The sequence below is a fragment of the Psychrobacter sp. KCTC 72983 genome (assembly GCF_014280455.1).
Taxonomy (GTDB): domain Bacteria; phylum Pseudomonadota; class Gammaproteobacteria; order Pseudomonadales; family Moraxellaceae; genus Psychrobacter; species Psychrobacter pacificensis.
On record NZ_CP060390.1, the window covers coordinates 999,187 to 1,023,665 of the forward strand.

Consider the following 24,479-nt stretch of genomic DNA (forward strand, 5'->3'; position numbering starts at 1 on the left):
CACGTTTAGCGAAAAGAGGTTTTTCTATACTATCCTTTAACAGTCGCAAATAGAAGCGAATGATTTAGTTTTAGCGTTCGTTTGTGACCAAAAGAGACGTATGGATGATGAACGGTATCTCTATTATTGTTAAAGCATTAACTAATACATGCATCAAAAGAAAAAATCCCAAGCCGAAACTTGGGATTTTTATTTAGTGAATACGCCTTTCTGCTACTTTTACTTTCTACTGATTCGTCATCTAGCGCTTACCGAGCTATGCCGGGTTGGCTGCCGACTCAAATGATTCCGCCAATATGACATCGCCGTCTTCTTTGGTAATCATAACCGTCGCTGAGCGCGGAGTACTACCGCCAGCGACCGCACCCCATGTATTACCTGGATGCTGAATGTTGATAAACAATGTTTTGAAATCTGGTGCCATGGTAATACCGGTGACTTCGCAGCCTTCAGGGCCGACAAAGAAGCGTTTGATATTGTCGTTACTAGCCGGCATGCCAATGCGCGTTTGCTGTCCTGCTGACGTCGTGATGGTAGTACCATCGCTGACTTTGCCCGGCAGCGCTGCCAATAGCATACAGCTGGTAGTGTCGGTATACGCACCATCATCCGTTTGAATCCATAACACACCACGTGGATCAAAATACAAACCATCAGGAGAAGACAGATCATTGCTAGCACTTAACTGCGATAAATTCTCTGCGGACAAGTTACTTGGTGCACCAAACAGATAGATATCCCACTCAAAACTGGTTGCGGCATGATCGCCGCCCGTCTCTGCCCAGCGAATGATATGACCGTTGTCATTACCACTTGGTTTGCCATTGACTTGATAACTACGCGGATTGGACGCTGAAAGCGGTTGGTCATCACGCACACCGCGATATTTATTGTTTGTCAATGTCACATACACATCACCCGTTATAGGACTGACCGATACCCATTCTGGTCGATCCATCTTAGTGGCGCCAGCGGCATCGCCAGCAGCGCGAGCATAGACCAACACTTCATCTTGGCTATTAAATGGTAACGCACTATTGAACGCATCTAATCCATTTTGACCTTGAACAAGTGCTTTCCACTCACCGCTGCCATCTTCATTGAAGATAGCCACATACAAGGTGCCTTCATTCAGATACTTATCGCCTGCTTTTAAGCCGCCACCGATATCACTATTTGACCATGTGGCTTTGGAAACGAACTTATAGATATACTCACCTCGAGCATCATCACCCATATAAAATACCACAGGTTTGCCCTGCTCAACTGGCGCATAGGCACAGTTTTCATGGGCAAATCGACCCATGGCGGTACGTTTTTGCGGTGTAGAGTTTTGGTCAAACGGATCAATCTCAGTGATATAGCCAAAGGTATTGAAACCGTTACGGTAATCTTCAGTGGCGTTTGCACCAACAGCGGTCATATCCCAACGTGAAAACTCGTCTGTGATGATGGCATCTTTTGCAACAGGCGTGTGCCATAAGTATTCCCAACCAGGGAAATCTTGTTTAGCTCCGTAGCGCTCACGACCGTAGTTTTGAGCTGCACTTAACTGACTGGCATCTTGTCCGCGCGCAAACACACCGAGGAAGTTCTCTTCTGTGGTCAGGTAGGTACCCCAAGGTGACAAGCCTGCACCGCAGTTATTATTAATGCCGCGCGTCTGAAAACCTGTTGGGTCAAACTTGGTTTTGACCAAATCAGAACCTGCCACAGGGCCTGCCAACTGTGCGGTCGTACTACTAGTGATACGTCGATTGTATTTGGAGTTTGGCACCATCTCATAGCCCATGCCATTTGCGCGGCGCTTCATCTCAACCACGGCCACACCATGGCAGTTGACTTCACGGCGCACATCGCTGGCAAGGCGGCGATTTTTAAAGATAGGAGCAGCATCTTTATCTTCGATGACATAATAGCCAAACGGGCTTAGCTCCTCACTATTGACGTATTCGTGATTCATAACCAGTAGGCCATTCTCTGAGGCTTTGGCATCGTACGCATTGCTGTCTTTGCCAAAGAACCACATGCCATCATGGTTATCGCCCATGCGCCATTCAAATGATTCTGCCGACTGCTCACGATTGTCTTTCCAGTCGTCAAGGCCAGGCATCAGCGGTGTGCCAAGCGGCAGTATCATCTCTGCCTTGTAACCTTCTGCCACCGTCATCGTCTCAGCAGTTGAGTGCGCTACGGCCTTAAACTTTAAGGTTTCAGGACGCTTCAAATCACCTTGCGCCGGAATAGCAGCATCATTGCCATCTTCGATAATAGGACTGCTGATATTGTCATCGTCATCACTACAACCAACCAAAGGTAGCGCGCCAAAAAACGCTGCTGCCGTCAACCCTGTACCACCTTTTAGAATACTACGGCGATTCAGACGGCGATTAATAACCGTCTGAAAATCAGTATTATTAGTAGGGTTTGAATCTTCAACGATTTCGTGAGCGAGCTCTAGTTCTTTATTCAATAATGTCATTATCAGTCACCTTGCTATTGGGCTAGATTGGCGGAGAGTGGGTCGCGGCGTCACATTACAACCACAAAAATACGAATTCCGCTTAAGTCTACTGACTCTTTATGACAGCACGCTGAACGATAGATGACAAACTGATGACAAATAACTGTACAAACAATTATTGAGAGATATAAGTATTAAAAAATTTTGAAAAAATATATAAAGTCTAAAAAATAAAAGCTCCAAGCAATGGCTCAGGGCTTTTTGATATTTATGACGACTAGCACTGGTTCATTTCGCAAGCTTACTGCACTTGTGTTACCCATTCATGAGCACCCAATGTTAGTTTGAGCTTATCGCCTGCTTGTAGTACACCCACGCCGCTTGGTGTGCCAGTCATAATCACATCACCTGCCTGTAAGCTAAAAGCATGGCTGATGTTGACCAGCAGCTCATAGACAGGGAACAGCATCAAAGCACTATCACCGTCTTGCGCCAGCTTATCATTGATGGTTAGCTGATAATGTACATTCTGAAGATTGCCAAACGCTTGCGGGTCGATCCAGTCAGCAAGCACGCATGCCCCATCAAAACACTTGGCACGCTCCCATGGATGACCTTTTTCTTTAAGGGTGCTCTGCAAATCACGCAAGGTCAAATCCAGCCCCAACGTCACCCCGCCAATCGCCTGCTGTGCCTCTTCAATCGTTGCCATCGACAGGTCAGCTGACAGCTGAATACATAGCTCAGCCTCGTAATGCGTCCCGCCAAATATCTCTGGATTGGGACGGATCACATCATGGCGAGTAGATACCACAGAAGAGGCGGGCTTCATAAACAATATGGGTGATGATGGCACCTCATTGCCAAGCTCTTCTGCATGCGCCGCATAGTTACGACCCACACAGACGACTTTGCCAATAGAGCTACGCAGACGCTCATTGTGGTTATCAATGCTCTGTTCTTCACTGACCCCAGCGGTGATGGCATTTGCTAATGACATATGTGGCGATTGGCTCATACTAGACTCTCCCTATAAATGATAAATATTTTTCAGCAATCCCTACTATATTGTCTACCGTCACCTTTATTGTCATCTTGGCGACCATTCATGACTAGTGACTCTCTATGGAATCGTGTTGGTCACCACATCTGGTGGCACATAGCTGGCGTGTCGGTTCATACGTTTTTCAAACAGTCTAAAGCTAAACAAGATAACCCATGACAGCACAAGATAAACGATACCGGCAGCAAAGAACAGCTCCATTAGCGTATAGGTACGCGCACTGATCGTACGAGCCACCCCCGTAATATCCATCAACGCGATGGTCGATGCGAGCGCACTGCCTTTTAGCATAAAGATAACTTCATTACTGTAGGCTGGGATCACAATACCAAACGCACGCGGCAACGTTACACGTGTCAGCTTCTGCCATTTTGACATACCAAGCGCATCGGCCGCCTCAAGCTCACCGACAGGTATCGTCTGAATCGCACCGCGTATAATCTCTGCCAGATATGCACTGGTATTTAGGGTAAAGGCGATGATGGCACACCAGTATGCTTGACTGAGCACCGGCTCCCATAAAAACGACTCACGCACCGCCCCGAACTGACCGAGACCATAGTAAATCAGGAATATCTGCACCAGCAGCGGCGTACCGCGGAAAAAGAAAATATAAAGAAATGGCAATATCTGTACTAACCAGCTCTTCGACAAACGCAGCAGCGCTAAAATCAAACCAAAAAACAATCCGACAATACCTGAGATCACGACCAGCTGTACAGTCAGTACCGCACCGCCCAGTAAATCAGGTATATGATCAAAAATGACCTGCCAATTCCAATCCATAGTATCTCTCCTCTATCCTATGGTCGATTGACTGTGAGTGGATTGACGGCTTATCTTTTTGGCATAGCGTGCCGCTGGATTGGCGCGCCACTCAAGCCACATCATAAAGCCAGTAATCAACATGGTCAGACCCAAATAAATAATCGCAGCTGCCATATAAAAGGTAAATGGCTGCTGTGTTGACTGCGCAGCACGCGACGACTGATACATAATATCTTTGAGACCCACGACCGACACCAGCGCGGTGTCTTTGAGCAGTACCAAAAATAAATTGCCCAAACCTGGCAATGCAATCTGCCATACTTGCGGCAAGGTTATGCGATAAAAGGTCTGAAAAGGACGCATACCAATCGCTTGCGACGCTTCTCGTTGCCCTATCGGAATCTCTTGAATCGACATGCGAAAAATCTCAGTCGCATACGCCCCAAACGCGATCGACAGCGCCATAACACCGCCCCAAAAAGCGCTTATCTCGACATAGTCGTTGTAGCCGAACTTTTTGAGGATGCTCATCAATAAGATTGAGCCGCCATAATAAATAAAGAGCACCAATAGCAACTCAGGAATACCGCGCATCGTCGCAGTATAGACAGTCGCAAGCTTACGCAGCAACCAGATATTGGACATCTTTGCGGTTGCGCCAAGCAAGCCTAAGCCTAAACCAATGATTAAACTGGTCACGGCAAGCTGTATGGTGACGGTAGCGCCGCTTAATAAAAGCGCGCCAAATCCTTGTAAGTCAAACACGATTATCCACTCAGTCTCTTTATATTAGCAATTTGCAAAATATGAGTTAAAAGAATCAGCATCAATAGCTGAACGCAGTCCATCACCGTATTTTATACCACTTTAATACAAATGGTCGTCGTCAAAAAAAATGACGTCAGAGCAATACGGTTGGCGCTGCGATAATTGACACAGTAGAAATGAGCGCTGATTTTATCATATTCGCTCGCCGTGATGTTAATCCTGACGCGTAAAAGCTGTGTCTAAACCGTACTTAAACAGACACTTGGGCAAATACGCTTGAAACGAACTGACTAAATTTGAGTAAAGCGAATGGTGAATAACGATGACTATGCCATGACCATACGATACGTTTATGGAATAATAAAAAAGGACATCACCATCATGGCAATATCCTTTTATTAATCAAAACAATATTTTTTGACTGCTATCTTTAACTACTGTTAGCTATTAACTAACGTTTTCTGTCGCTGGTTGCTTGCTAATATCTGCATCTTCGCCTGTATTTGCGTCCTTATCAACTGTACTCGTTGCAGATACTGGCACCGCAAAGTACTTTTGATTGATTTTATCGTAAGTACCATTGGCTTTAATATTGGCTAAAGATTGATTGATTTTTGCTTGTAGCGGATCGCCTGGTCGTACTGCTATCGCAAAGTTATCATTGATATCAATCTCTTCACCTTTTAGTGCATATTTACTACCAGCAGGAGAGCTCAGCCACTCTATCGCAGGCAACTTATCAGAGATCATCGCATCGACGCGGTTTGATCCTAGATCCAAAAACGCATTGCTCAACGTATCATAAAGCTTCATGTCAGCGTTTGGATACTTGTCTTCGAACCACTGTGATGAGATGGTCGAGCGCTGTGCGGCAATCGAATGAGCGTCGATGTCGCTTTGGTTACTAGGGTCAAAACTGCTGTCTTTTTTGGCCAAAAAAACCAAGGTATTGCTAAAGTATGGGTCAGTGAAGCTAACCTGCTCTGCACGCTCTGGCGTAACGGACATCGCCGCGACAATCGCATCATACTTACCGGCTTTTAGACCAGGAATAATACCGTCCCAATCTTGCGCCATAATCTCACAAGTCACCTGCATATCGGCACAGATGGCATTGGCTATCTCAACGTCAAAACCACCCAGTGTCCCATCGGCGTTGGTATAGTTAAAAGGTGCATACGCCCCTTCCGTACCAATACGCAATACGTCATCCTTAGTTGCCTTCGTTTCGGTCGTATCAGAACTGGTATCGGCCGCATTCTCTTGGCTATTGCTACAGCCAGCGACGGTAAAAATGGTCGCTAGCGTAAGTAATGGCACAGATAGACGGCTGCTCGTCATAGCGCTAATAATAGATTTGCCAGTCGTAGCACGGACTGGAACACAGTGATTGCTCATGATCATCCTTGGGTTTTCTTGGGTAAACAACACTTTTCAAAATAACGGTCTATGCAGAAGACCTCGTCTTAGTTCGTTGCCGCTTCAGCTGGTGCGTCTTCTTCAACGACTATGACTTCATCGACGCCATCAGTGACCGATGCTTTTTGTGCCGCAGCGGTCGAGCTGGTACCAAAGTAACTGCCTGTGATTTGATCATAAGTGCCGTTGTCTTTTAGCTCAGCCAATGCCGCATTGAATTTAGCAACCAATGGATCGCCTTTACGGAAAGCTATACCCATCGCATCGTCATTGGTGCTGATCTCGTCACCTTTTACTTCATAGTCTTTGCCGGCGTCTGTTTTTAGCCAGTCAATACCAGTGACTTTATCAGACATCATCGCACGTGCGCGACCTGAGGTTAGATCTAGGTAGGCATTGTCTTGGGTATCATATAGCTTGATATCAGCATCTGCGTGCTCGTCCTGTAGATACTGTGAGGCCACGGTAGAGCGCTGTGAAGCGATTGGCTGACCTTTTAGCGAATCGATGCTGATATCATCACCTTTTTTACCAATGAGGATGATACCACTATGGAAGTAAGGGTCACTGAAGTCGACCACTTCTTTACGTTCAGGGGTGATTGACATACCAGCGATGGCTGCATCAAATTTCTGTGCATTCAACCCTGGAATCAAACCATCCCAATCTTGAGAGATGACTTCACACTCAGCTTTCATTTGTGCGCATAATGCGTCAACCAACTCAATCTCATAGCCGATAAGTTTGCCATCAGCATCTGTGTAGCTAAATGGCTTGTAGCTTGATTCTGTCGCGATTTTGATATTCATAGGTGCTTCAGACGCGGTATCAGCTTCAGCATTTTCTGCTGGTGCTGAGCTATCGTTACAACCTGCCAGCAGTAGCATGGCGGCGCTAAGCGGTGCTAGCAACAATGCTTTTTTGCTCATTGATGAGGTCATTAGTGATGTCATTGAAATTGTCATACCTATTATTCCTTAATATAGTTACCACCATATCGTCACTTATTACGTGCTGCTTGATGCCTTATTGAGCGCCACTTATTCAGTACTTGTCAGTGGCGCGCGCGTATTCGCAGCAATCTTTAGTGAGTCATTATTGTCCAAAGTTTTGCTGCTCAAGACGGGCAAGCTCACCGTTGCTACGGATTTCGCTCAATGCTTTATCAAATTCCGCTTTGAGTCCATCACCTTTACGCACGGCAATAGCAATATTGTCATCGTTATCAATCTCATCACCAACGATACCGAAGCCTTCTTTATTGTCAGCGAGCCATGATTTGGCAGAGACTTTTTCGGCCAATACTGCATCGCTACGACCAGACTTTAGATCCAAGTAGGCATTGTCGTAGTTGTCATATAGCTGAACGGTATTGCCATCTTTGCCTTCGTAGTTATCTTGTAGATAAGCGCCTGGCGTGGTAGAACGCTGTCCACCAAGCGTGACGTTTTGGATCGCCATTGGATCAAAGCTGCCATCAGTGTTGGTGAGCCATACCATCGTATTGGCAAAATACGGTTCGCTGAAATCGACTTTTTCTTGGCGCTCAGCCGTGATAGACATACCTGCGATAACGGCATCATATTTTTGTGCCAATAGACCTGGGATAATACCGTCCCAATCCTGCGCTACGATTTCACAGTTGGCTTGCATCTGCTCACACAAGGCATTGGCAACATCGACATCAAAACCGCTCAAGCTACCATCAGCATTGGTATAGTTAAATGGAGGATAAGCGCCTTCGGTTGCAATGCGGATGGTTTGGCCAGTCGTTTCTGCGGCAGGTGCATCGGCATTGGCTTCGGTAGTTTCATCGGCAGGTTGGCTACAAGCGCTTAGCATGAGCGCAGCAGAGACGGTCATCGATGACCACAATAGACGAGCGTTCGACATCATATGTTCCTTAAATTCTGATGGGTATGGATACGGGGTTCTGATACTTTGTTCTCTGACGTCCCTGACAGACAAGCAATATAGATAGCAGAATAATGGACAGCCGTTAAAATTGACCGACTATAAACCTTTTGATAATACCTGAGTAAAAAATCAAAAACAAACGTTTTGCATACTCACCGTGACTATTGGGCAATAAAGGATAAACAATAGGGCGTGTTGAACATTCGACCATGTCACTGACAGCGACTATTTTTTAGGCGATTCGATGTTAAAAATAATAAGCTTAGTCACTCTAAGCGCTTATTTTTAACGATGAAGCGGCAAAAAAGAGTCCTGTCCCCTGCTTTTATCGTTGGGGCTGATGCTAAAATCGCCCCATACTGCGTTACAAATCTCGCTAAGGCATCTGCATTATCGTCGCTTTGTGCCTTGTCTGGAACAATTTTAGCGATCAGCAGTGCCTATTTGCGAATGTTCAACACGCCCTAGTTACGCTATAGTGATTTTTATATTTGATAGGATTCGATGGCGGTAGAGCCGGCAGGGCTTTACCACCATCTGATTTATAGCTTGGACAGGATTAGTGCGGACGATGCGAGGCCATAAAATCTTTGACGCGCTCGGAGGTAGGATTGTCAAAGACTTGCTCAGGTGTGCCGATCTCTTCAACCACCCCTTGGTGCAAGAAGACCACTTTGCTTGATACTTCACGGGCAAAGCGCATCTCATGAGTGACGATCAGCATAGTGCGACCCTCTTCTGCCAGCTCTCGCATGACAGCAAGTACTTCATTGACCAACTCAGGGTCTAGCGCCGAGGTTGGCTCATCAAATAATAGCACTTGCGGCTGCATGGCAAGCGCGCGCGCAATGGCAACCCGCTGACGCTGACCACCAGATAAGTTCGCTGGATAAGCGTCTTTTTTATCGAGCAAACCGACTTTGTCGAGCAGTTTTTCGGCATCACTGATCGCTTGGGCTTTTTTGATCTTGAGAACCTGCGTTGGCCCCTCAATAATATTTTGCAAAATCGTCTTATGTGGCCACAAATTAAAGTTTTGGAAGACGAACCCAACGCGAGCACGCAAGCTCTCTAACTGCTTCACATCCGCCGCTTGCAGCTCACCTGATCTGGCAGGTTTTAGCATCAGCTCTTCGTTACCGATCAGGATACGACCTTGATTGGGATTTTCGAGCAAGTTAATACAGCGCAGCAATGTCGATTTACCTGAGCCAGATGAGCCCAAAATAGAGATGACATCACCATCATAGGCCGTCAGAGACACTCCCTTGAGCACCTCTAATGAGCCATAACTTTTATGGATGTCTTGTAAGTCTAGGGCGATAGGCCGAGTTGGTTTTTTTGCAGTATCAAGCATGGTTCAGCAGACTTCCAATAAATATGAGTGAAAACACGAATAAAAATAAATAAGAGCCGTATATATAGTATAAGTATCTATAGCATTATTATGCTAATGCTACGCCTGAGCAGGCCAAGAGAAAAATGCCATATTGTCTCTTATTACACAGTAAAAAGGCAAATCTTGTGTTTAACCAGTCAGTTAATCAGTACTGGATAACTGACTGGCACAAAAAAGCCCAGACCATATTTATCGCTCTGGGCTTTATTTTATCACTTTCGCGTGCCAGGCGTTGTTTTATCTGATAATGCTATATTGACCAACACACTATCATAGCGTTTGGCGCGCCATAAAACTTAGTACGTCGATACATGCTCTGAATCTTCGGTGCCATCCAGTACTTCTGCATCATCTGCGGTTGCCACAGCCACATCATCCCCTGTACTGACAGCCATACCGTCATCGGCGCTAGCAACGGCGATGTCATCAGAGCTACTCGCAGTTGCGGTTGCATTCTCTTCAACGCTGGTTTGAGCGTCAACGCTTGTATCCGCTTGCGTCTCCATTGGTGTCTCGTCTTTGCTACAAGCACTGAGCGCAAGCACCCCTGCAACCAAGCCAACCGTCATCCAGTTTTTGTATGTCGTGTTTTTAGTCGTCATCGTTATTCTCCATTACTTGTCATATAATTTAGCGTTATCTATTGATAGTGCCGTTTTCTTAGTGCCTACTATACTGATGATACATCGCAGCTACCTTAGTATTTACAGCGCAGTTCTGTTAAAGGCACGTAAACACAGCTCACAAAATATTTGAAGCAACCCTTTTTAAACACTAGGAAATAAACTTTAAAACAACCCTTTGTAAAGTCACTTTGATGCTTTGTAAAGCGGGTTCTGTTCACAAAATCATCTTTACTATCGCCGCAATCTCCTCTATGTTAAATAGTATAATGACCTATGGACCGCTAAATAGGCATTCAAAACTGATTTTTTGCTAAATTTTCGCCTTTTTAGGCGCTTTTATTTATATAAAACTGATATCACATAAGGAGAATAATTGATGAGTCAAGCAAATACGACGGATATTACCACCTACATGCAGTCTGTTGGCAAGCAAGCCAGAGCCGCTTCTCGTGCGCTCGCGGCAGCCAACACCGGTGACAAAAACTCAGCACTCATGGCCATTCATGATGAGCTAGTCAATGCCAAGCCAGATATTTTGGCTGCCAATAAAATCGATATGGACAACGGTCACAAAAACGAGCTTGATAGCGCTCTGCTCGATCGCTTGGAATTAAACGAAGCACGATTCAACGCTATGCTCCAAGGCCTAAAAGACGTGGCGAGCCTGCCTGATCCAATCGGCGAAGTGACGGATATGACTTATCAGCCATCTGGGATTCATTTGGGCAAAATGCGTGTGCCACTGGGCGTCGTTGGCATGATTTATGAATCGCGTCCTAACGTAACCTTAGAAGCTGCTTCACTGGCACTAAAATCAGGCAACGCCATCATCTTACGCGGTGGCTCTGAAGCGTTTGAATCCAATCAAGCGATTGCCAAATGCATCATAAAAGGTCTCAGTCAGACGGATCTCTCTGAGCACAGCGTGCAGGTATTGCAAACGACCGATCGAGCTGCTGTTGGCGAGCTGATCACCATGACTGAATATGTGGACGTCATCGTACCGCGTGGCGGCAAAGGTCTGATTGAGCGTATTAGCAATGACGCCCGCGTCCCTGTGATCAAGCATCTAGATGGTAACTGCCATACCTTTATCGATAGCGATGCGGATCCTGAGATTGCCATCAAAGTCAGTGTCAATGCCAAAACCCATCGTTATGGCACGTGCAACACGATGGAGACGCTGCTGATTGATGCCTCTATCGCCAAAGATTTACTGCCCAAGATTGCCACCGCCATTATCGAGGCCGATGATGCCATGCAACTGCGTGTTGACGAAAGTGCTGAGAGTATCTTGGCCGATGTGATCACCTTAAACGGTCACTTGTCTGCTGCTACCTCTGAGGACTGGGATACAGAATATCTTGCCCCTATTCTTGCGGTCAAAGTCGTCGACGGTATTGATGAAGCCATTGAGCATATCAATACACATGGCAGCCATCATACCGATGTCATCATCACGGACAACTATACCAAATCGCAACGCTTCATTCGTGAAGTGGACTCAGCGAGCGTCATGATTAACGCCTCTAGCCGTTTTGCTGATGGCTTTGAATATGGTCTTGGTGCTGAGATTGGCATCTCAACGGACAAAATCCATGCGCGCGGCCCAGTGGGTCTTGAAGGTTTGACCTCGCAAAAATGGATCGTCTATGGTCATGGTGAAGTACGTGCATAACTAAATCTGTATTCATGATTGAATCGAGAGTTTGAGAACGTCGGCCATTGTGCTGGCGTTTTTTTATGATAATCATAGCTATCTATATTACGGATATCTAAACAATAAGGAGCGGTGCCACCATGCAAAGCGGCAAGATTAAACATTGGAATCACGAAAAAGGCTATGGCTTTATCGATGTCGATAATCAAGATGAGGACGTGTTTTTTCATATTAGCAAAGTAAGTTTGGCGGAGCCGATAGCGGTTGGTCGACGTGTCTATTTCACGAGTAGTCGTAATGATAAAAACCAATTGCGTGCCACCAAAGTGACGTCAGCCATACTCAGCATTGAACCAGATACTGCACCAAATACACCAAGGCAGATGCCCAATAATAGCAAACGAGATAATCACAGCCGCCTCTCAAATCGCAACCATCAAAACACTCGTCAAAATAGCTCTCGCAACAAGAGAAGCCTAGGCAGTACCCTATTTAGCCTCATTGCCATTATCGCTGTCGCTGTCTACTTCTTTGGTGATTTAGGCTCGACGTTATCTCAGTATACGTCTGACAATACCAGACAAGTCGCCACAACTGATACAGCGACCACAAGCATCACGGGCGATGCACAAGTCGATAAGACAATTGCGCTGATTCAACAAGGCGGACCATATCCTTATCCCAATAAGGACGGCACGACGTTTTATAACCGTGAAGGCAGACTGCCAGCACAATCGCAAGGCTACTACCGCGAATACACCGTACCCACCCCTGGCGTCTCCCATCGCGGTGCGCGGCGTATCGTCACAGGTGGTTATCCGCCCACTGTTTATTACTTAACCGTCGATCACTATGACAGTTTTCAAAAGCTTGAGGTACCCTAATATGAAACCAAAGGATATTAGTCAAAAAGCCATGAATCAGAAAGATACGAGCCAAGCCATCCACTATGTCAGTCAAGACCCCATTAACCAAAACGGTACAGCGCTATCTGCCGTCATTCCTACTCAGGCTGTTACCATACCTGCGTGTGACACACTGGACAAAACCACGCTATTGATGAGTCTGGCGCGTGCCTGCCACTTCCCCAGCTATTTTTCACACAATTGGGACAGTGCATGGGACTGTCTGACAGACAGCGATATGCGGCACTTAGTGCTTGATTTGACGGTAATAAAAAAGATAAACACCGAAGACTTCAATATCTTTAAAAGCATTATCGAAGATGCTTATAGCGACTTTGGTAAGCCGCAGCTGTGGATTATTGTGCCTTTTGAGAATGACACTTAGCGGTAAAAAAATGATGAGGAGACTGCAGGGAGTAATAAGGACATCTTTGAGAGACCCGATAGCATGCGCTTTATCACGGCATCCTCTACTATCGAGACATTAGCGCTATTTGCAGGGGCATTGGCTTTTGCCGATGGGATGACGCTCGTGGCTGAGCGCACATGGTTTGAGCTACCGACGTTCGTCTGGGCACTGGCAGGCGGCGTTATCATTCGCAATGTGTTAACGATGGTCTTCAGCTTTGAGATGTTTGATCGCTCGATTGATGTATTTGGTAATGCGTCTTTGATTCTGTTTTTGGCAATGGCGTTACTGTCATTGAAGCTTTGGCAGTTGACGGATTTGGCAGGGCCTGTATTGGTCATATTGATCGTACAGACCATCATCATGATTATCTACGTCTACCTCATTACCTTTAAAGTCATGGGCAAAGACTATGACGCGGCAGTACTCTCAGCAGGACATTGCGGTTTTGGTATGGGAGCTACCCCGACAGCGATTGCCAATATGCAAGCAGTCACGGATCGCTATCTCCCCTCGCCGAAAGCCTTCTTAATCGTGCCAATGGTTGGTGCGTTCTTTGTCGATATCGTCAATGCCACGATATTGCAAATATTCACCAAGTTGCCGTTTATGTAATACTACGTCTGAGCGTATTTAAGCCGTGATTAATCTTGAGGAGATTGCATGGGTCACATCGTGTGATAGCATTATTATCAAATACAACGTGATCTCACCGCCATTCATCGTATCAATAGATATTACTCAGAATTATTAAAACTTATTAAAAGTATCGAGGCATTTTATGTTGGTATTTGCCATTATTCTTGTGGTTTCAGGCGCACTCATTATTGGTGCATTGTGGGGTCTATACGGCTACATGCCTGACTGGATACAAGGCAATCTGCTTGCGCTGGCAGGTGGTGCGCTCATGAGCTCAGTGGTACTTGAGATGATTCAACCTGCGATTGGCGAGAGTGGTTTGTGGACGACTGTCGCCTTTACCGTGTTAGGCGCAGTGGTCTTTACGGGTATTGACTATCTGATTGATGAAAAAATGCAAAACAAAGGCGGGGCAGGTTTGCTTGCTGCTATTACGCTTGATGGCATCCCAGAAAACTTAGCGCTTGGCGTCGCGCTGATTGGTGGTAACGCTTTACAAGTCGCGGCACTAGCAGGGTCTATTTTATTATCAAATCTCCCAGAAGCCGCAGGCGGTGCCAAACAAATGCGCGATGGTGGTAGCAGTCACAAAAAAATACTCATGCTATGGATTGGTGCAGCTATTTTATTATCATTAGCAGCTATTATTGGCAAAACGCTTCTCAAAGATGTCGATGATGCAGTAATTAGTGCAATTGACTGTTTTGCCGCAGGGGCAGTTATTGCTTCATTAGCGACAGAAGTTTTTCCGTCTGCATTTAAAGATGGCAACCATTGGGCGGGTATCAGCACTGCTATTGGTTTGGTGCTGGCATTAGGACTCAATCAACTCGGTGGCTGAGATTCTAAATATTCGTAGGGTTTAAATTTGCCCCTTATTGCATGAGCATGCTCTTATCGCACAATTATTTGAATGAATAAAACCGCCCAGCGATAATATTGGGCGGTTTTTATTTATCTGACATTCGGTTCAAATATGTCTAGGTGCGACGTCATGCAGCAACATGATCGACTCACTAAAGCGTAAACCCAATCACATTGAGCTTGTTCTCTTCTGCAAACTTAAACAACTCGTGAACGTGATTTAAATTCTCACGAAACGTATTCAAACCTTCTTGGCTCTCTGCTTCGTGGTAGCCGATATCGTGTACCAATTTTTTTAAGTCTGTCGCGGCAAACGCTTTGACGATCTCAGGTACGACGGCCACATTGTATAATAAACCGTCATGCTGCTCATGCAGCGGGGTGCTATTGTTTGCCAAAAACAACAAATCGCACAAGGCATAATGCCCCTCTCCCAATAACTCAACCAGTTCTTCCGTATAATGTTCAAGAGACGCTTGTCTCACATCTAAGTATTGGTTATCGCGATTTTCTCTTAGCTCATCCAGTGTCATATCACCAACAAGTATGCTGGTTAAATTTTCCTCGCGAACACTACAAAAGCAAAACGACATAGTTGTTGAAATAGACATCGTATCTTCCTTAACTGTGATTAAAAATAAAAACCGCCTAGCAAACGCTAAGCGGTTTTTTGTTATACAACTCTCAAATAGAGTCAGTTAATACTTACTGGTTTTTTTCGTACACTGGTAGCTCTTTGCAGATTGCTTCTACCTTACCGCGTACTTCAGCTGCAACCGCTTCATCACCGCGGCTGTCTAGCACGTCACAGATCCAGCCTGCCAAATCAGCTGCTTGCGCTTCGTTGAAGCCGCGAGTAGTAATGGCTGGTGTACCGATACGGATACCAGAGGTGACAAATGGTGATTTTGGATCATTTGGTACGGCGTTTTTGTTGACCGTGATATGTGCATCACCAAGCCATTTGTCGGCTTCTTTACCGGTCATTTCTTGCTTCACTAGGCTGATCAGCATGAGATGGTTTTCAGTACCACCAGAGATGATTTCATAGCCACGCTCTTGAATGACTTTTGCCATGGCTTGTGCGTTTTTCACAACTTGCTGCTGATAGGTTTTGAAGTTGTCTTCTAGCGCTTCTTTAAAGCAAACCGCTTTTGCCGCGATGACGTGCATGAGCGGGCCACCTTGGTTGCCTGGGAATACGGCAGAGTTTAGCTTTTTGGCTAATTTCTCATCACGCGACAAGATCATACCTGAACGCGGGCCACGTAGGGTTTTGTGCGTGGTGGTGGTGGCTACATCCGCGAAAGGTATTGGGCTTGGATAGACGCCGCCCGCAACAAGACCAGCAACGTGTGCCATATCTACCAATAGATACGCGCCTACTTCATCAGCGATGTTACGGAAACGCTGCCAATCAACGACTTGTGAATACGCTGAAAAACCTGCGATGATCATTTTTGGCTTGTGCTCACGCGCTAGGGCTTCTACTTGATCATAGTCAATTAAACCAGTGCCATCGACCAATCCATACTGTACGGCATTGTAGTTCAGACCTGAGAAGTTGATGTGTGCGCCATGCGTCAAGTGACCACCAGCGTCTAGACTCATGCCAAGTACCGTGTCATTGGCTTCTAGCAACGCTAAAAATACAGCAGAGTTCGCTTGGCTGCCTGAATGTGGCTGGACGTTGACGTATTCAGCACCGAACAGCTCTTTTGCACGGTCAATGGCCAATTGTTCAATGACATCGACATGCTCACAGCCACCGTAGTAACGCTTACCAGGATAGCCTTCAGCGTATTTGTTGGTCAAATCAGTGCCTTGTGCTTCCATCACTGCTTGTGAGCAGTAGTTTTCAGAGGCAATCAACTCGATGTGATTTTCTTGACGAACGCTTTCTGCAGCCATCGCTTCAGCAAGGGTCGGATCAAACTCTTTGATAGAAATGTCTTTAAACATAATAATGTCCTAAGTAGTGACTGTCATTGAAAAAGTATCATTAAAAAGAAGCTGATAGCTTGCCCACAACCAAACGAACACTGCATCGACGTTGCTCAAAGTATGCTAGGTACTTGTGCACGCTGTTCTTTTGCCAGCTGTTTTATGGTACGACCATGATTGTGAATGGCGACTATCAGTAAAAATTAACATAAGAATAAACACAGGCAGTTGGCCTGTATTAACTTGACCGATCCGTCAATAAAATCGATATACAGCGGCATCGATAGCATTGCGAAAGCGTAAGTGTAACATGAAAAATTGTGCGATGAGCGCAAAAAAGCCTGCCTGAAGATGAGCAAATTAAATGGCGATATAACACAGATAAATAGCCAATTAAATAGGGCGTGTTGAACATTCGACCATGGCACTGACAGCGACTATTTTTTAGGCGATTCGATGTTAAAAATAATAAGTTGAGTCATTCTAAGCGCTTATTTTTAACGATGAAGCGGCAAAAAAGAGTCCTGTCCCCTGCTTTTATCGTTGGGGCTGATGCTAAAATTGCCCCATACTGCGTTACAAATCTCGCTAAGGCATCTGCATTATCGTCGCTTTGTGCCTTGTCTGGAACAATTTTAGCGATCAGCAGTGCCTATTTGCGAATGTTCAACACGCCCTAAAGGTTTTACTCAATGCAAATTTTTGACCCTAGTTTTTTCTTTGTGTATATAAGAATAAAACGTTTTTAAGTATCACTGGACAAAAATGCCGGCAAAAAGGTTTCGCTGATAAGTAGTAAGCGACCATACCAGTCATAGCGCGTTTGCCGTTGCCAGCCCTCGCTCGTCTGTCGCACAAATCGCTGATTTGGCACTGTGCGCCGACGTTTAAATAACACATAACCGATGGGCGTACCTTTTAGCTGCTGCAAGCGTCGCGCGTTACCTTTTAGGCTTGATAGCGGAAAGATGCTTTGCGCACCGACCCACGGCCGCTCGTCATTGCCGTATAGCTGTACTTCACGTATCCACGCCAGCAGTGGACGATTTAGCGCTGAGCCTTGCAGACCCAATTGTCGCTTTTGTTGCAGCGTCAATAGCCGATAACCCTCAAAGGTGCGCTCCACTCGTAACGGCTGCCCTGCCTTCTCTTCTAGCATGGCTGTGAGCGAACCTTCAGCATTGAGCCACGATACGAGTTCAATAGGAGGCAGAGAGGTAGCAATACTAGCAATAGAGTTTGTGGGCATAGTTAACGGCTAATCGTGAAATGTGTAAAGTAAATGCCTGCAGGCTATTATTAATGGTTGGCATTAATGGTGTATATCAATGAAGTGTATCAAAGGCTGGCATATTGTCCGCGTTAAATGGTAGTGCCTCATGGGCTTGCTTGCGATATTGTGCCATATGCATCCGATCTCTGGCACAAAAATCGCCAATCGCAGGGACAAAACGCGGATCATAAATACGGTGAAGCGAGTGCGTGGTCGTTGGGATAAATCCACGAACCAGCTTATGCTCCCCTTGCGTGCCTGGATCAAAGGACGCTAGCCCTTGCTCGATGGCAAACTCAATGCCTTGGTAATAGCACAGCTCAAAATGCAAACTGTCATACTCACCAAGCGCGCCCCAGTATCGACCGTACAAGGTTGCATTATTATCAACATCATTATTAACATCGCCATCAACACTGTCGCCGTTGTCGCTATTACTATCAGGTGTGTCATACAAGAACAAACTACTGGCAATAATCTCACCCTGCGCGTCTAACGCTTGCGCGAGCATAATATGTTCAGACATACTCGCTGCCAATGCCATAAAAAAGTCTATCGTCAGATAAGGCTGCTGTCCGCGTACCGCATAAGTCATAACGTAACAGTGATAAAAAGCCTTCCAGTCTGCATCGCTGATAGCATCGCCGATTTTTCGCTGGCAGATGATACCTTGCTCCGCCACTTTACGACGCTCCGCACGAATAGTTTTGCGCTTTTTAGCTTTTAGCGTCATCAAAAACGCATCAAAGTCTGCAAAGGGCTGACTGTCATTGAGCAGGTCTTTGTTTTGCCATAAGAACTGACAACCTTGGCGCTCGAATATCGGCATCGCAATCGGCGCGGACTCTACGCCGCGCTCTTGTGCTGCTAGCGCACGCTCTATATCAATTTCGGTCGGCATAGACGTGGTCGCAATAGAGGCTAGATTAGGAGTCACAAATAGCCCATGCCAGCTTGAGGCGCCGACTTGCTGAGCGATATCATCGACACCTGCGATGGCTGTTTTGATTATCTCTTCATTTAGCCTTTCCCCTTTTGCCAGCCAAAACCGCTGACCCATAATCGGCGTATACGGCACACTAGTGACCAATCTTGGATAATAGTCGAGACCATAGCGCGCATACGCCTCTGCCCATGAATGATCGAACACGAACTCACCGCGATGATGGCCTTTTATAAAGACTGGCAGCACCGCGACTGGTTGCAGTGCGGCATCCTTAGTATTATCATTGACACGGTGCACCAAAATAAATATCGGTAGCCACCCTGCCCGCTCGCCAATCGCGCCTGTCTCAGCAAGCGCCTGCCAAAAAGCAAATGACATAAAAGGCGTGTCTGGCGTTTGCCAATCGGTCTGGCTCTGCCAGCTAGTATCATTCATCAGCGCATACTCTAAACTCATACTCACCGTCACTCTTATAATCGCTATATATTTATCGATAACCAATCTGTTGATGACCTAGCCTAGCAAATTTTTGCGGTTTTGCTGTCACAATTTGCAAAGTTTTTTTGAGACGCAATAAAAAACCACCAATCGTGACATTGGTGGTTTTTAGGATTATCCTTATGTCCTCTCAAGAATAATATAAAGGTCAATAAAACACCGTCCATATTATTGAAAAGATGATATCGCAACAAATGACTGTTAGAATAAGGTTACTACCAGCTTAGTATAATTTGAAACCCTAAGATATGAGCGAAAACAGTATACTTAGTTCATGGTATGTGATTGACATCCTCTCGAATTTATAGTGGGTTTATTATAATATACCGTCAGCGACTTGCTGTCTGGCAGTTTTACGGGGCAGTCAACGTGCCATCTGAGAACGCCCTTGTAGTGAACATCAGTAAAAGAAAATGTTTTATCAAACTTGAATATCTCTAACTTAAATATTGCTAAGCAGCTACATACGACGTACTTGTTCGAACGATATCATTGAGCATTGCATAGTATCATTGACCCATATTCAACATTATATTCGAGCTTTATTATTAACGACAACTAAAGGAAGATTCAAATAAAATGTCAAAAATTATTTATACAAAAACTGACGAAGCCCCAGCGCTTGCGACACTATCTTTTTTACCTATTGTAGAAGCGTTCACTAAGACCGCAGGTGTCGAAGTTGAAACTAGTGACATCTCTGTTGCGGCACGTATATTGGCTGAATTCCCTGAATACTTGACCGAAGAGCAACGTGTTCCTGACAACCTAGCTGAGCTTGGTCGCCTGACTCAAGACCCCAATACCAACATCATCAAACTGCCAAATATCAGTGCCTCTGTACAGCAGCTCAAAGCAGCCATCAAAGAGCTGCAAGGTAAAGGCTATGCCATCCCTGACTTTCCAGATGATCCACAAACGGATGAAGAAAAAGAGCTACGTAAGCGCTATGGTAAGAGCTTAGGCAGTGCCGTAAACCCTGTACTACGTGAAGGTAACTCAGACCGCCGCGCACCAAAAGCCGTCAAAAACTATGCACGCAAGCATCCACATTCAATGGGTGAATGGAAACAATGGTCAAGCACACATGTATCGCACATGCATGGCGGCGACTTCTATGATGGCGAGCAATCTATGACCCTAGATAAGGCGCGCACGGTTCGCATGGAGCTATTGCTAGACGACGGCACCAAAAAAGTATTGAAACCTAAAATCGACCTACTAGACAAAGAAGTTATCGATTTGATGGTCATGAGCAAAAAAGCCTTGCTTGAATTCTATGAGCGTGAAATGGAAGATTGCCGCGAAGCGGGTATCTTGTTCTCACTACACGTCAAAGCCACCATGATGAAAGTCTCACACCCCATCGTGTTTGGTCATGCGGTCCGCATTTACTATAAAGATGCGTTTGAAAAACACGGCGAACTCTTTGATGAGCTTGGCATCAACGTCAACAACGGTATGGCAGATTTATACGATAAGATTGCTACTTTGCCAACCTCAACGCGTGAAGAAATTGAGCGCGACCTACATGCTTGTCAGGAGCATCGTCCACGTCTGGCCATGGTTGATTCGGCCAAAGGTATCACCAACTTCCATTCACCAAGTGATGTGATCGTGGATGCCTCTATGCCAGCGATGATTCGTTCAGGCGGTAAAATGTGGGGCGCTGATGGCAAAATGTATGACTGTAAAGCCGTCATGCCAGAGTCTACCTTTGCTCGTATTTATCAAGAAATGATTAACTTCTGCAAATGGCATGGCAATTTTGACCCAACGACCATGGGTACCGTACCAAACGTCGGCCTAATGGCACAAAAAGCAGAAGAATACGGCTCTCATGACAAGACCTTTGAATCTAGCGATGCTGGTATTGCGCGTATCGTCGACGTTGAGACCGATGAAGTCTTGCTCGAAAAACGCGTTGAAAAAGGCGATATCTGGCGCATGTGTCAGACCAAAGATGCCCCGATCCAAGATTGGGTCAAGCTTGCTGTACGCCGTGCCCGTGAATCAAATACGCCTGTTATCTTCTGGCTCGACCCATACCGTCCACATGAGAACGAGCTCATCAAAAAAGTTAAAATGTATCTAAAAGATCATGATACTGACGGTTTACACATCGAAATCATGTCTCAGGTTCGCGCCATGCGTTATACCCTAGAGCGTGTCGCTCGTGGCCTCGATACGATCTCTGCGACTGGTAACATCTTACGTGATTACTTAACTGACTTATTCCCAATCCTAGAGCTTGGTACCAGTGCTAAGATGCTATCGGTTGTGCCACTCATGAAAGGCGGCGGCTTGTTCGAGACAGGTGCTGGCGGTTCTGCACCAAAGCATGTCGAGCAGCTCACCGAAGAAAACCATCTACGTTGGGATTCACTTGGTGAGTTCTTGGCCTTGAACGTCTCTTTGGAGCATTTGGCCAGCAACGACAACAATGCTAAAGCTCAAGTATTAGCCGATACGCTCGATACCGCGACCGAAAAACTGCTGCTGAATGACAAATCACCATCACGTAAAACTGGTGAGCTTGATAACCGTGGTAGTCACTTCTATCTAGCGCTATATTGGGCTGAAGAGCTGGCGGCGCAGGATCAAGATAGCGAGTTAAAAGCACAGTTCACGCCATTGGCGCAAAAGCTGGCAGAAAACGAAGACGCGATTGTCAAAGAACTTAACGACGTTCAAGGTAAGCCAGTCGATATCAAAGGCTACTACTATGCTGATGAGGAGCTTGCGAAAAAAGCCATGCGTCCAAGCGCTTTGTTTAACGAAGCCTTGGCATCGCTATAAGTAATAAGCAATTGATCTTGAAACATTAATCCTAATCGCTCTGGTTTTTATACACAGATCGATTAGGTAAGTTTAAGTATTAGCAAACAAAACACCTCAGCCGTCTTAGAACGTTGAGGTGTTTTTTTGTGCCTATCTCAAAATGATAATAAACAACTTGCCTATGTCTATCCATTTCAAACACATAAAAAAACCACCTACATCAGTAAGCGGCCTTGAATAAATATAATAGAGTTTAACGCTCTAGGCATTAATGCGATTACGCATCCATGTGCTTGATAATGGCTTTGCCAAACTCAGAAGTACTGAGCAAGATAGCATCTGGCATCAAACGCTCAAAGTCATAAGTAACCGTCTTATTGGCGATCGCGCCTTGGATACCACTGATGATGAGATCCGCCGCCTCACACCAACCCATATCACGCAGCATCATTTCCGCAGACAATATCAATGAGCCTGGGTTTACTTTATTCTGACCAGCATACTTAGGCGCAGTACCGTGCGTCGCTTCATAAACAGCGATTGCGCCGCCTTTGTTAGCACCTGGGGCAATACCGATACCGCCTACTTCCGCCGCTAGCGCGTCAGAGATATAGTCACCGTTCAGGTTGAGTGTTGCTACTACGGAGTAATCTGCCGGACGCATCAGAATCTGCTGCAAGAATGCATCAGCGATCACATCTTTGATGATGATGTCATTACCCGTTTTGGGATTTTTCATCGTCATCCATGGACCACCATCTAATGGCTCAGCATCAAAACGCTCTGCTGCCAGCTCATACCCCCAATCTTTAAACGCGCCTTCCGTAAATTTCATAATATTGCCTTTATGCACGAGGGTCACGTTTGGCAAGTCATTATCGATAGCATGCTGAATGGCTTTACGAACTAGGCGCTGCGAGCCTTCTTTTGAGACAGGCTTGATACCGATGCCGCAGTCTTCAGGGAAGCGAATGCTGGTCACACCCATCTCTTCTCTTAAGAAATTGATGACTTTTTTGGCATCATCACTGCCTGCCTTCCACTCGATACCTGTATAGATATCTTCTGTATTTTCACGAAAGATCACCATATTGGTCAGCTCAGGATGCTGTACTGGGCTTGGCACGCCTTTAAACCAGCGTACTGGTCGCTGACAGACATACAGATCAAGATTTTGACGTACAGCCACATTCAACGAACTAAAGCCACCACCCACCGGCGTGGTCAACGGTCCCTTGATACTGATGACGTAGTCTTTTAAAATCTCTAATGTCTCACTGGGTAAATATTCACCGTCATATATTTTGGCCGCTTTTTCGCCCAAGTAAGCTTCCATCCAGATAATTGATTTTTTACCGTGGTAGGCTTTATCGACCGCTGCATTGACCACCTTTATCATGACAGGTGTGATATCCACCCCAATACCGTCACCTTCAATGAACGGAATAGTCGGATGATTGGGCACATTTAGCGACAAATCAGCATTCACGGTTACTTTTTCGCCGTCTCTTGGTACGATGACCTTATCATATGACATGGATAAAACTCCTTAGTGGTAAGTTATACATCGCAAGCGAACTGAACACGTTGTTATGCTGGCTTTTCTATTATAATGGTTGCGCTCTAGACGCTTATTAGCTAAACAAAGTCTGATGTATGAGATACTTGCGGCATTGGATTGAACGATACTAAAAAATAGCTTCAAATTAAACATATATGCATTGATGTAAATACAAACTAAAACTGTGCATAGAAACTGCTTATCATTAAATTCAGTGTTATTGGCTAATTAATAAGAAATATCACATATACAATTTATAAATTATTAATAAAATGCAGCATCTATAAATTTATAATCTTTAAAGGGTTATAATACATTATCTTGTTGATAGTAATAGAACAAAGAGCTGGACAATCATTTTATCTTGTAGGTGATAGGTTTATTACTATCAAAAATATAAATACCCCTATAAAAATATGGATTTAGAGTAGCAGTAAATTTGCGTGGTTGCTGTCCTACTTTTGTAGCAAAATACATCGCACAGCGTATATCAAACACAATACCTCTGTTCTTATTTTTTAGTACTGACTTTGCTTGATCAAACATAAGCCAAGACTGCTAATCACTCATTTACC

Annotated in this window: 19 protein-coding genes and 1 pseudogene; 6 read left to right on the forward strand and 14 right to left on the reverse strand. The window is 45.4% G+C overall.

All coding sequences use genetic code 11. From position 1 onward, the window contains the following. Positions 1-256: 256 nt before the first annotated feature. The 9 genes from PSBA01_RS04255 to PSBA01_RS04295 form a co-directional block, all read right to left on the reverse strand. The gene (locus PSBA01_RS04255) at positions 257-2,482 is read right to left on the reverse strand and encodes a PhoX family protein (RefSeq protein ID WP_186475146.1); all 2,226 of its coding nucleotides are present in this window, start codon (positions 2,480-2,482) and stop codon (positions 257-259) included. Between the two features lie 283 nt (positions 2,483-2,765). After that, positions 2,766-3,395: a fumarylacetoacetate hydrolase family protein gene (locus PSBA01_RS04260; RefSeq protein ID WP_379542919.1), complete on the reverse strand. Its 630-nt coding sequence runs from the start codon at positions 3,393-3,395 to the stop codon at positions 2,766-2,768. Between the two features lie 192 nt (positions 3,396-3,587). Continuing rightward, a complete protein-coding gene (locus PSBA01_RS04265) occupies positions 3,588-4,313 on the reverse strand; it encodes an ABC transporter permease (RefSeq protein WP_075107713.1) in 726 nt (241 codons plus the stop codon). Positions 4,314-4,325: 12 nt separating this feature from the next. Further along, positions 4,326-5,060: an ABC transporter permease gene (locus tag PSBA01_RS04270; protein WP_186475147.1), complete on the reverse strand. Its 735-nt coding sequence runs from the start codon at positions 5,058-5,060 to the stop codon at positions 4,326-4,328. A gap of 450 nt (positions 5,061-5,510) precedes the next feature. Then, entirely contained in the window at positions 5,511-6,461 is a 951-nt protein-coding gene (locus PSBA01_RS04275; RefSeq protein ID WP_228724633.1) for an ABC transporter substrate-binding protein, read from the reverse strand. A gap of 68 nt (positions 6,462-6,529) precedes the next feature. Next, a complete protein-coding gene (locus tag PSBA01_RS04280; protein WP_186475434.1) occupies positions 6,530-7,435 on the reverse strand; it encodes a transporter substrate-binding domain-containing protein in 906 nt (301 codons plus the stop codon). Between the two features lie 142 nt (positions 7,436-7,577). Beyond that, positions 7,578-8,378: a transporter substrate-binding domain-containing protein gene (locus tag PSBA01_RS04285; RefSeq protein WP_186475148.1), complete on the reverse strand. Its 801-nt coding sequence runs from the start codon at positions 8,376-8,378 to the stop codon at positions 7,578-7,580. Positions 8,379-8,958: 580 nt separating this feature from the next. Beyond that, the gene (locus PSBA01_RS04290) at positions 8,959-9,756 is read right to left on the reverse strand and encodes an ABC transporter ATP-binding protein (protein WP_071002339.1); all 798 of its coding nucleotides are present in this window, start codon (positions 9,754-9,756) and stop codon (positions 8,959-8,961) included. 338 nt (positions 9,757-10,094) lie between these two features. Further along, the gene (locus PSBA01_RS04295) at positions 10,095-10,400 is read right to left on the reverse strand and encodes a hypothetical protein (protein ID WP_186475149.1); all 306 of its coding nucleotides are present in this window, start codon (positions 10,398-10,400) and stop codon (positions 10,095-10,097) included. Positions 10,401-10,800: 400 nt separating this feature from the next. Between PSBA01_RS04295 and PSBA01_RS04300 the strand changes: the two genes are divergently transcribed. The 5 genes and pseudogenes from PSBA01_RS04300 (at position 10,801) to PSBA01_RS04320 (ending at position 14,878) form a co-directional block, all read left to right on the forward strand. Next, positions 10,801-12,102 carry a glutamate-5-semialdehyde dehydrogenase gene (locus tag PSBA01_RS04300; protein WP_071002341.1) on the forward strand — a complete coding sequence of 434 codons (1,302 nt, stop codon included), beginning with the start codon at positions 10,801-10,803 and terminating at the stop codon, positions 12,100-12,102. 122 nt (positions 12,103-12,224) lie between these two features. Further along, a complete protein-coding gene (locus tag PSBA01_RS04305; protein WP_186475150.1) occupies positions 12,225-12,968 on the forward strand; it encodes a ribonuclease domain-containing protein in 744 nt (247 codons plus the stop codon). A gap of 1 nt (position 12,969) precedes the next feature. Next, a complete protein-coding gene (locus PSBA01_RS04310) occupies positions 12,970-13,374 on the forward strand; it encodes a barstar family protein (RefSeq protein WP_228724634.1) in 405 nt (134 codons plus the stop codon). Positions 13,375-13,419: 45 nt separating this feature from the next. Continuing rightward, positions 13,420-14,013: pseudogene (locus PSBA01_RS04315) on the forward strand (sodium/glutamate symporter); the annotation flags it as partial. Between the two features lie 166 nt (positions 14,014-14,179). Continuing rightward, the gene (locus PSBA01_RS04320; RefSeq protein WP_058025159.1) at positions 14,180-14,878 is read left to right on the forward strand and encodes a ZIP family metal transporter; all 699 of its coding nucleotides are present in this window, start codon (positions 14,180-14,182) and stop codon (positions 14,876-14,878) included. Positions 14,879-15,053: 175 nt separating this feature from the next. Here the strand turns inward: PSBA01_RS04320 and PSBA01_RS04325 are convergent, their stop codons facing one another. The 4 genes from PSBA01_RS04325 to PSBA01_RS04340 all read right to left on the reverse strand — a co-directional run bounded on the left by PSBA01_RS04325 (position 15,054) and on the right by PSBA01_RS04340 (position 19,520). Then, entirely contained in the window at positions 15,054-15,512 is a 459-nt protein-coding gene (locus PSBA01_RS04325; RefSeq protein WP_071002344.1) for a hypothetical protein, read from the reverse strand. Positions 15,513-15,606: 94 nt separating this feature from the next. After that, entirely contained in the window at positions 15,607-16,863 is a 1,257-nt protein-coding gene (gene glyA, locus PSBA01_RS04330) for a serine hydroxymethyltransferase (protein ID WP_186475151.1), read from the reverse strand. A 727-nt stretch (positions 16,864-17,590) separates the two neighbouring features. Next, the gene (locus PSBA01_RS04335) at positions 17,591-18,094 is read right to left on the reverse strand and encodes a chorismate--pyruvate lyase family protein (RefSeq protein ID WP_186475152.1); all 504 of its coding nucleotides are present in this window, start codon (positions 18,092-18,094) and stop codon (positions 17,591-17,593) included. 76 nt (positions 18,095-18,170) lie between these two features. Further along, positions 18,171-19,520, reverse strand: a complete 1,350-nt coding sequence (locus PSBA01_RS04340; RefSeq protein ID WP_058024255.1) for a GNAT family N-acetyltransferase — start codon at positions 19,518-19,520, stop codon at positions 18,171-18,173. A gap of 621 nt (positions 19,521-20,141) precedes the next feature. Here PSBA01_RS04340 and PSBA01_RS04345 point away from each other — a divergent pair. Next, positions 20,142-22,361: an NADP-dependent isocitrate dehydrogenase gene (locus tag PSBA01_RS04345; protein ID WP_071002348.1), complete on the forward strand. Its 2,220-nt coding sequence runs from the start codon at positions 20,142-20,144 to the stop codon at positions 22,359-22,361. A 259-nt stretch (positions 22,362-22,620) separates the two neighbouring features. Here the strand turns inward: PSBA01_RS04345 and icd are convergent, their stop codons facing one another. Then, entirely contained in the window at positions 22,621-23,880 is a 1,260-nt protein-coding gene (gene icd / locus PSBA01_RS04350; protein WP_186475153.1) for an NADP-dependent isocitrate dehydrogenase, read from the reverse strand. Positions 23,881-24,479 lie beyond the last annotated feature (599 nt).

What these genes read in the sequence shown, in the direction of transcription:
- PSBA01_RS04265 (WP_075107713.1), bottom strand. Translation starts at nt 4,313, where the DNA reads ATGGATTGGAATTGGCAGGTCATTTTTGATCATATACCTGATTTACTG.
- PSBA01_RS04290 (WP_071002339.1), bottom strand. Translation starts at nt 9,756, where the DNA reads ATGCTTGATACTGCAAAAAAACCAACTCGGCCTATCGCCCTAGACTTA.
- PSBA01_RS04285 (WP_186475148.1), bottom strand. Translation starts at nt 8,378, where the DNA reads ATGATGTCGAACGCTCGTCTATTGTGGTCATCGATGACCGTCTCTGCT.
- glyA (WP_186475151.1), bottom strand. Translation starts at nt 16,863, where the DNA reads ATGTTTAAAGACATTTCTATCAAAGAGTTTGATCCGACCCTTGCTGAA.
- PSBA01_RS04310 (WP_228724634.1), top strand. Translation starts at nt 12,970, where the DNA reads ATGAAACCAAAGGATATTAGTCAAAAAGCCATGAATCAGAAAGATACG.
- PSBA01_RS04340 (WP_058024255.1), bottom strand. Translation starts at nt 19,520, where the DNA reads ATGAGTTTAGAGTATGCGCTGATGAATGATACTAGCTGGCAGAGCCAG.
- PSBA01_RS04275 (WP_228724633.1), bottom strand. Translation starts at nt 6,461, where the DNA reads ATGAGCAATCACTGTGTTCCAGTCCGTGCTACGACTGGCAAATCTATT.
- icd (WP_186475153.1), bottom strand. Translation starts at nt 23,880, where the DNA reads ATGTCATATGATAAGGTCATCGTACCAAGAGACGGCGAAAAAGTAACC.
- PSBA01_RS04295 (WP_186475149.1), bottom strand. Translation starts at nt 10,400, where the DNA reads ATGACGACTAAAAACACGACATACAAAAACTGGATGACGGTTGGCTTG.
- PSBA01_RS04300 (WP_071002341.1), top strand. Translation starts at nt 10,801, where the DNA reads ATGAGTCAAGCAAATACGACGGATATTACCACCTACATGCAGTCTGTT.
- PSBA01_RS04305 (WP_186475150.1), top strand. Translation starts at nt 12,225, where the DNA reads ATGCAAAGCGGCAAGATTAAACATTGGAATCACGAAAAAGGCTATGGC.
- PSBA01_RS04320 (WP_058025159.1), top strand. Translation starts at nt 14,180, where the DNA reads ATGTTGGTATTTGCCATTATTCTTGTGGTTTCAGGCGCACTCATTATT.
- PSBA01_RS04345 (WP_071002348.1), top strand. Translation starts at nt 20,142, where the DNA reads ATGTCAAAAATTATTTATACAAAAACTGACGAAGCCCCAGCGCTTGCG.
- PSBA01_RS04335 (WP_186475152.1), bottom strand. Translation starts at nt 18,094, where the DNA reads ATGCCCACAAACTCTATTGCTAGTATTGCTACCTCTCTGCCTCCTATT.
- PSBA01_RS04280 (WP_186475434.1), bottom strand. Translation starts at nt 7,435, where the DNA reads ATGACATCACTAATGACCTCATCAATGAGCAAAAAAGCATTGTTGCTA.
- PSBA01_RS04255 (WP_186475146.1), bottom strand. Translation starts at nt 2,482, where the DNA reads ATGACATTATTGAATAAAGAACTAGAGCTCGCTCACGAAATCGTTGAA.
- PSBA01_RS04325 (WP_071002344.1), bottom strand. Translation starts at nt 15,512, where the DNA reads ATGTCTATTTCAACAACTATGTCGTTTTGCTTTTGTAGTGTTCGCGAG.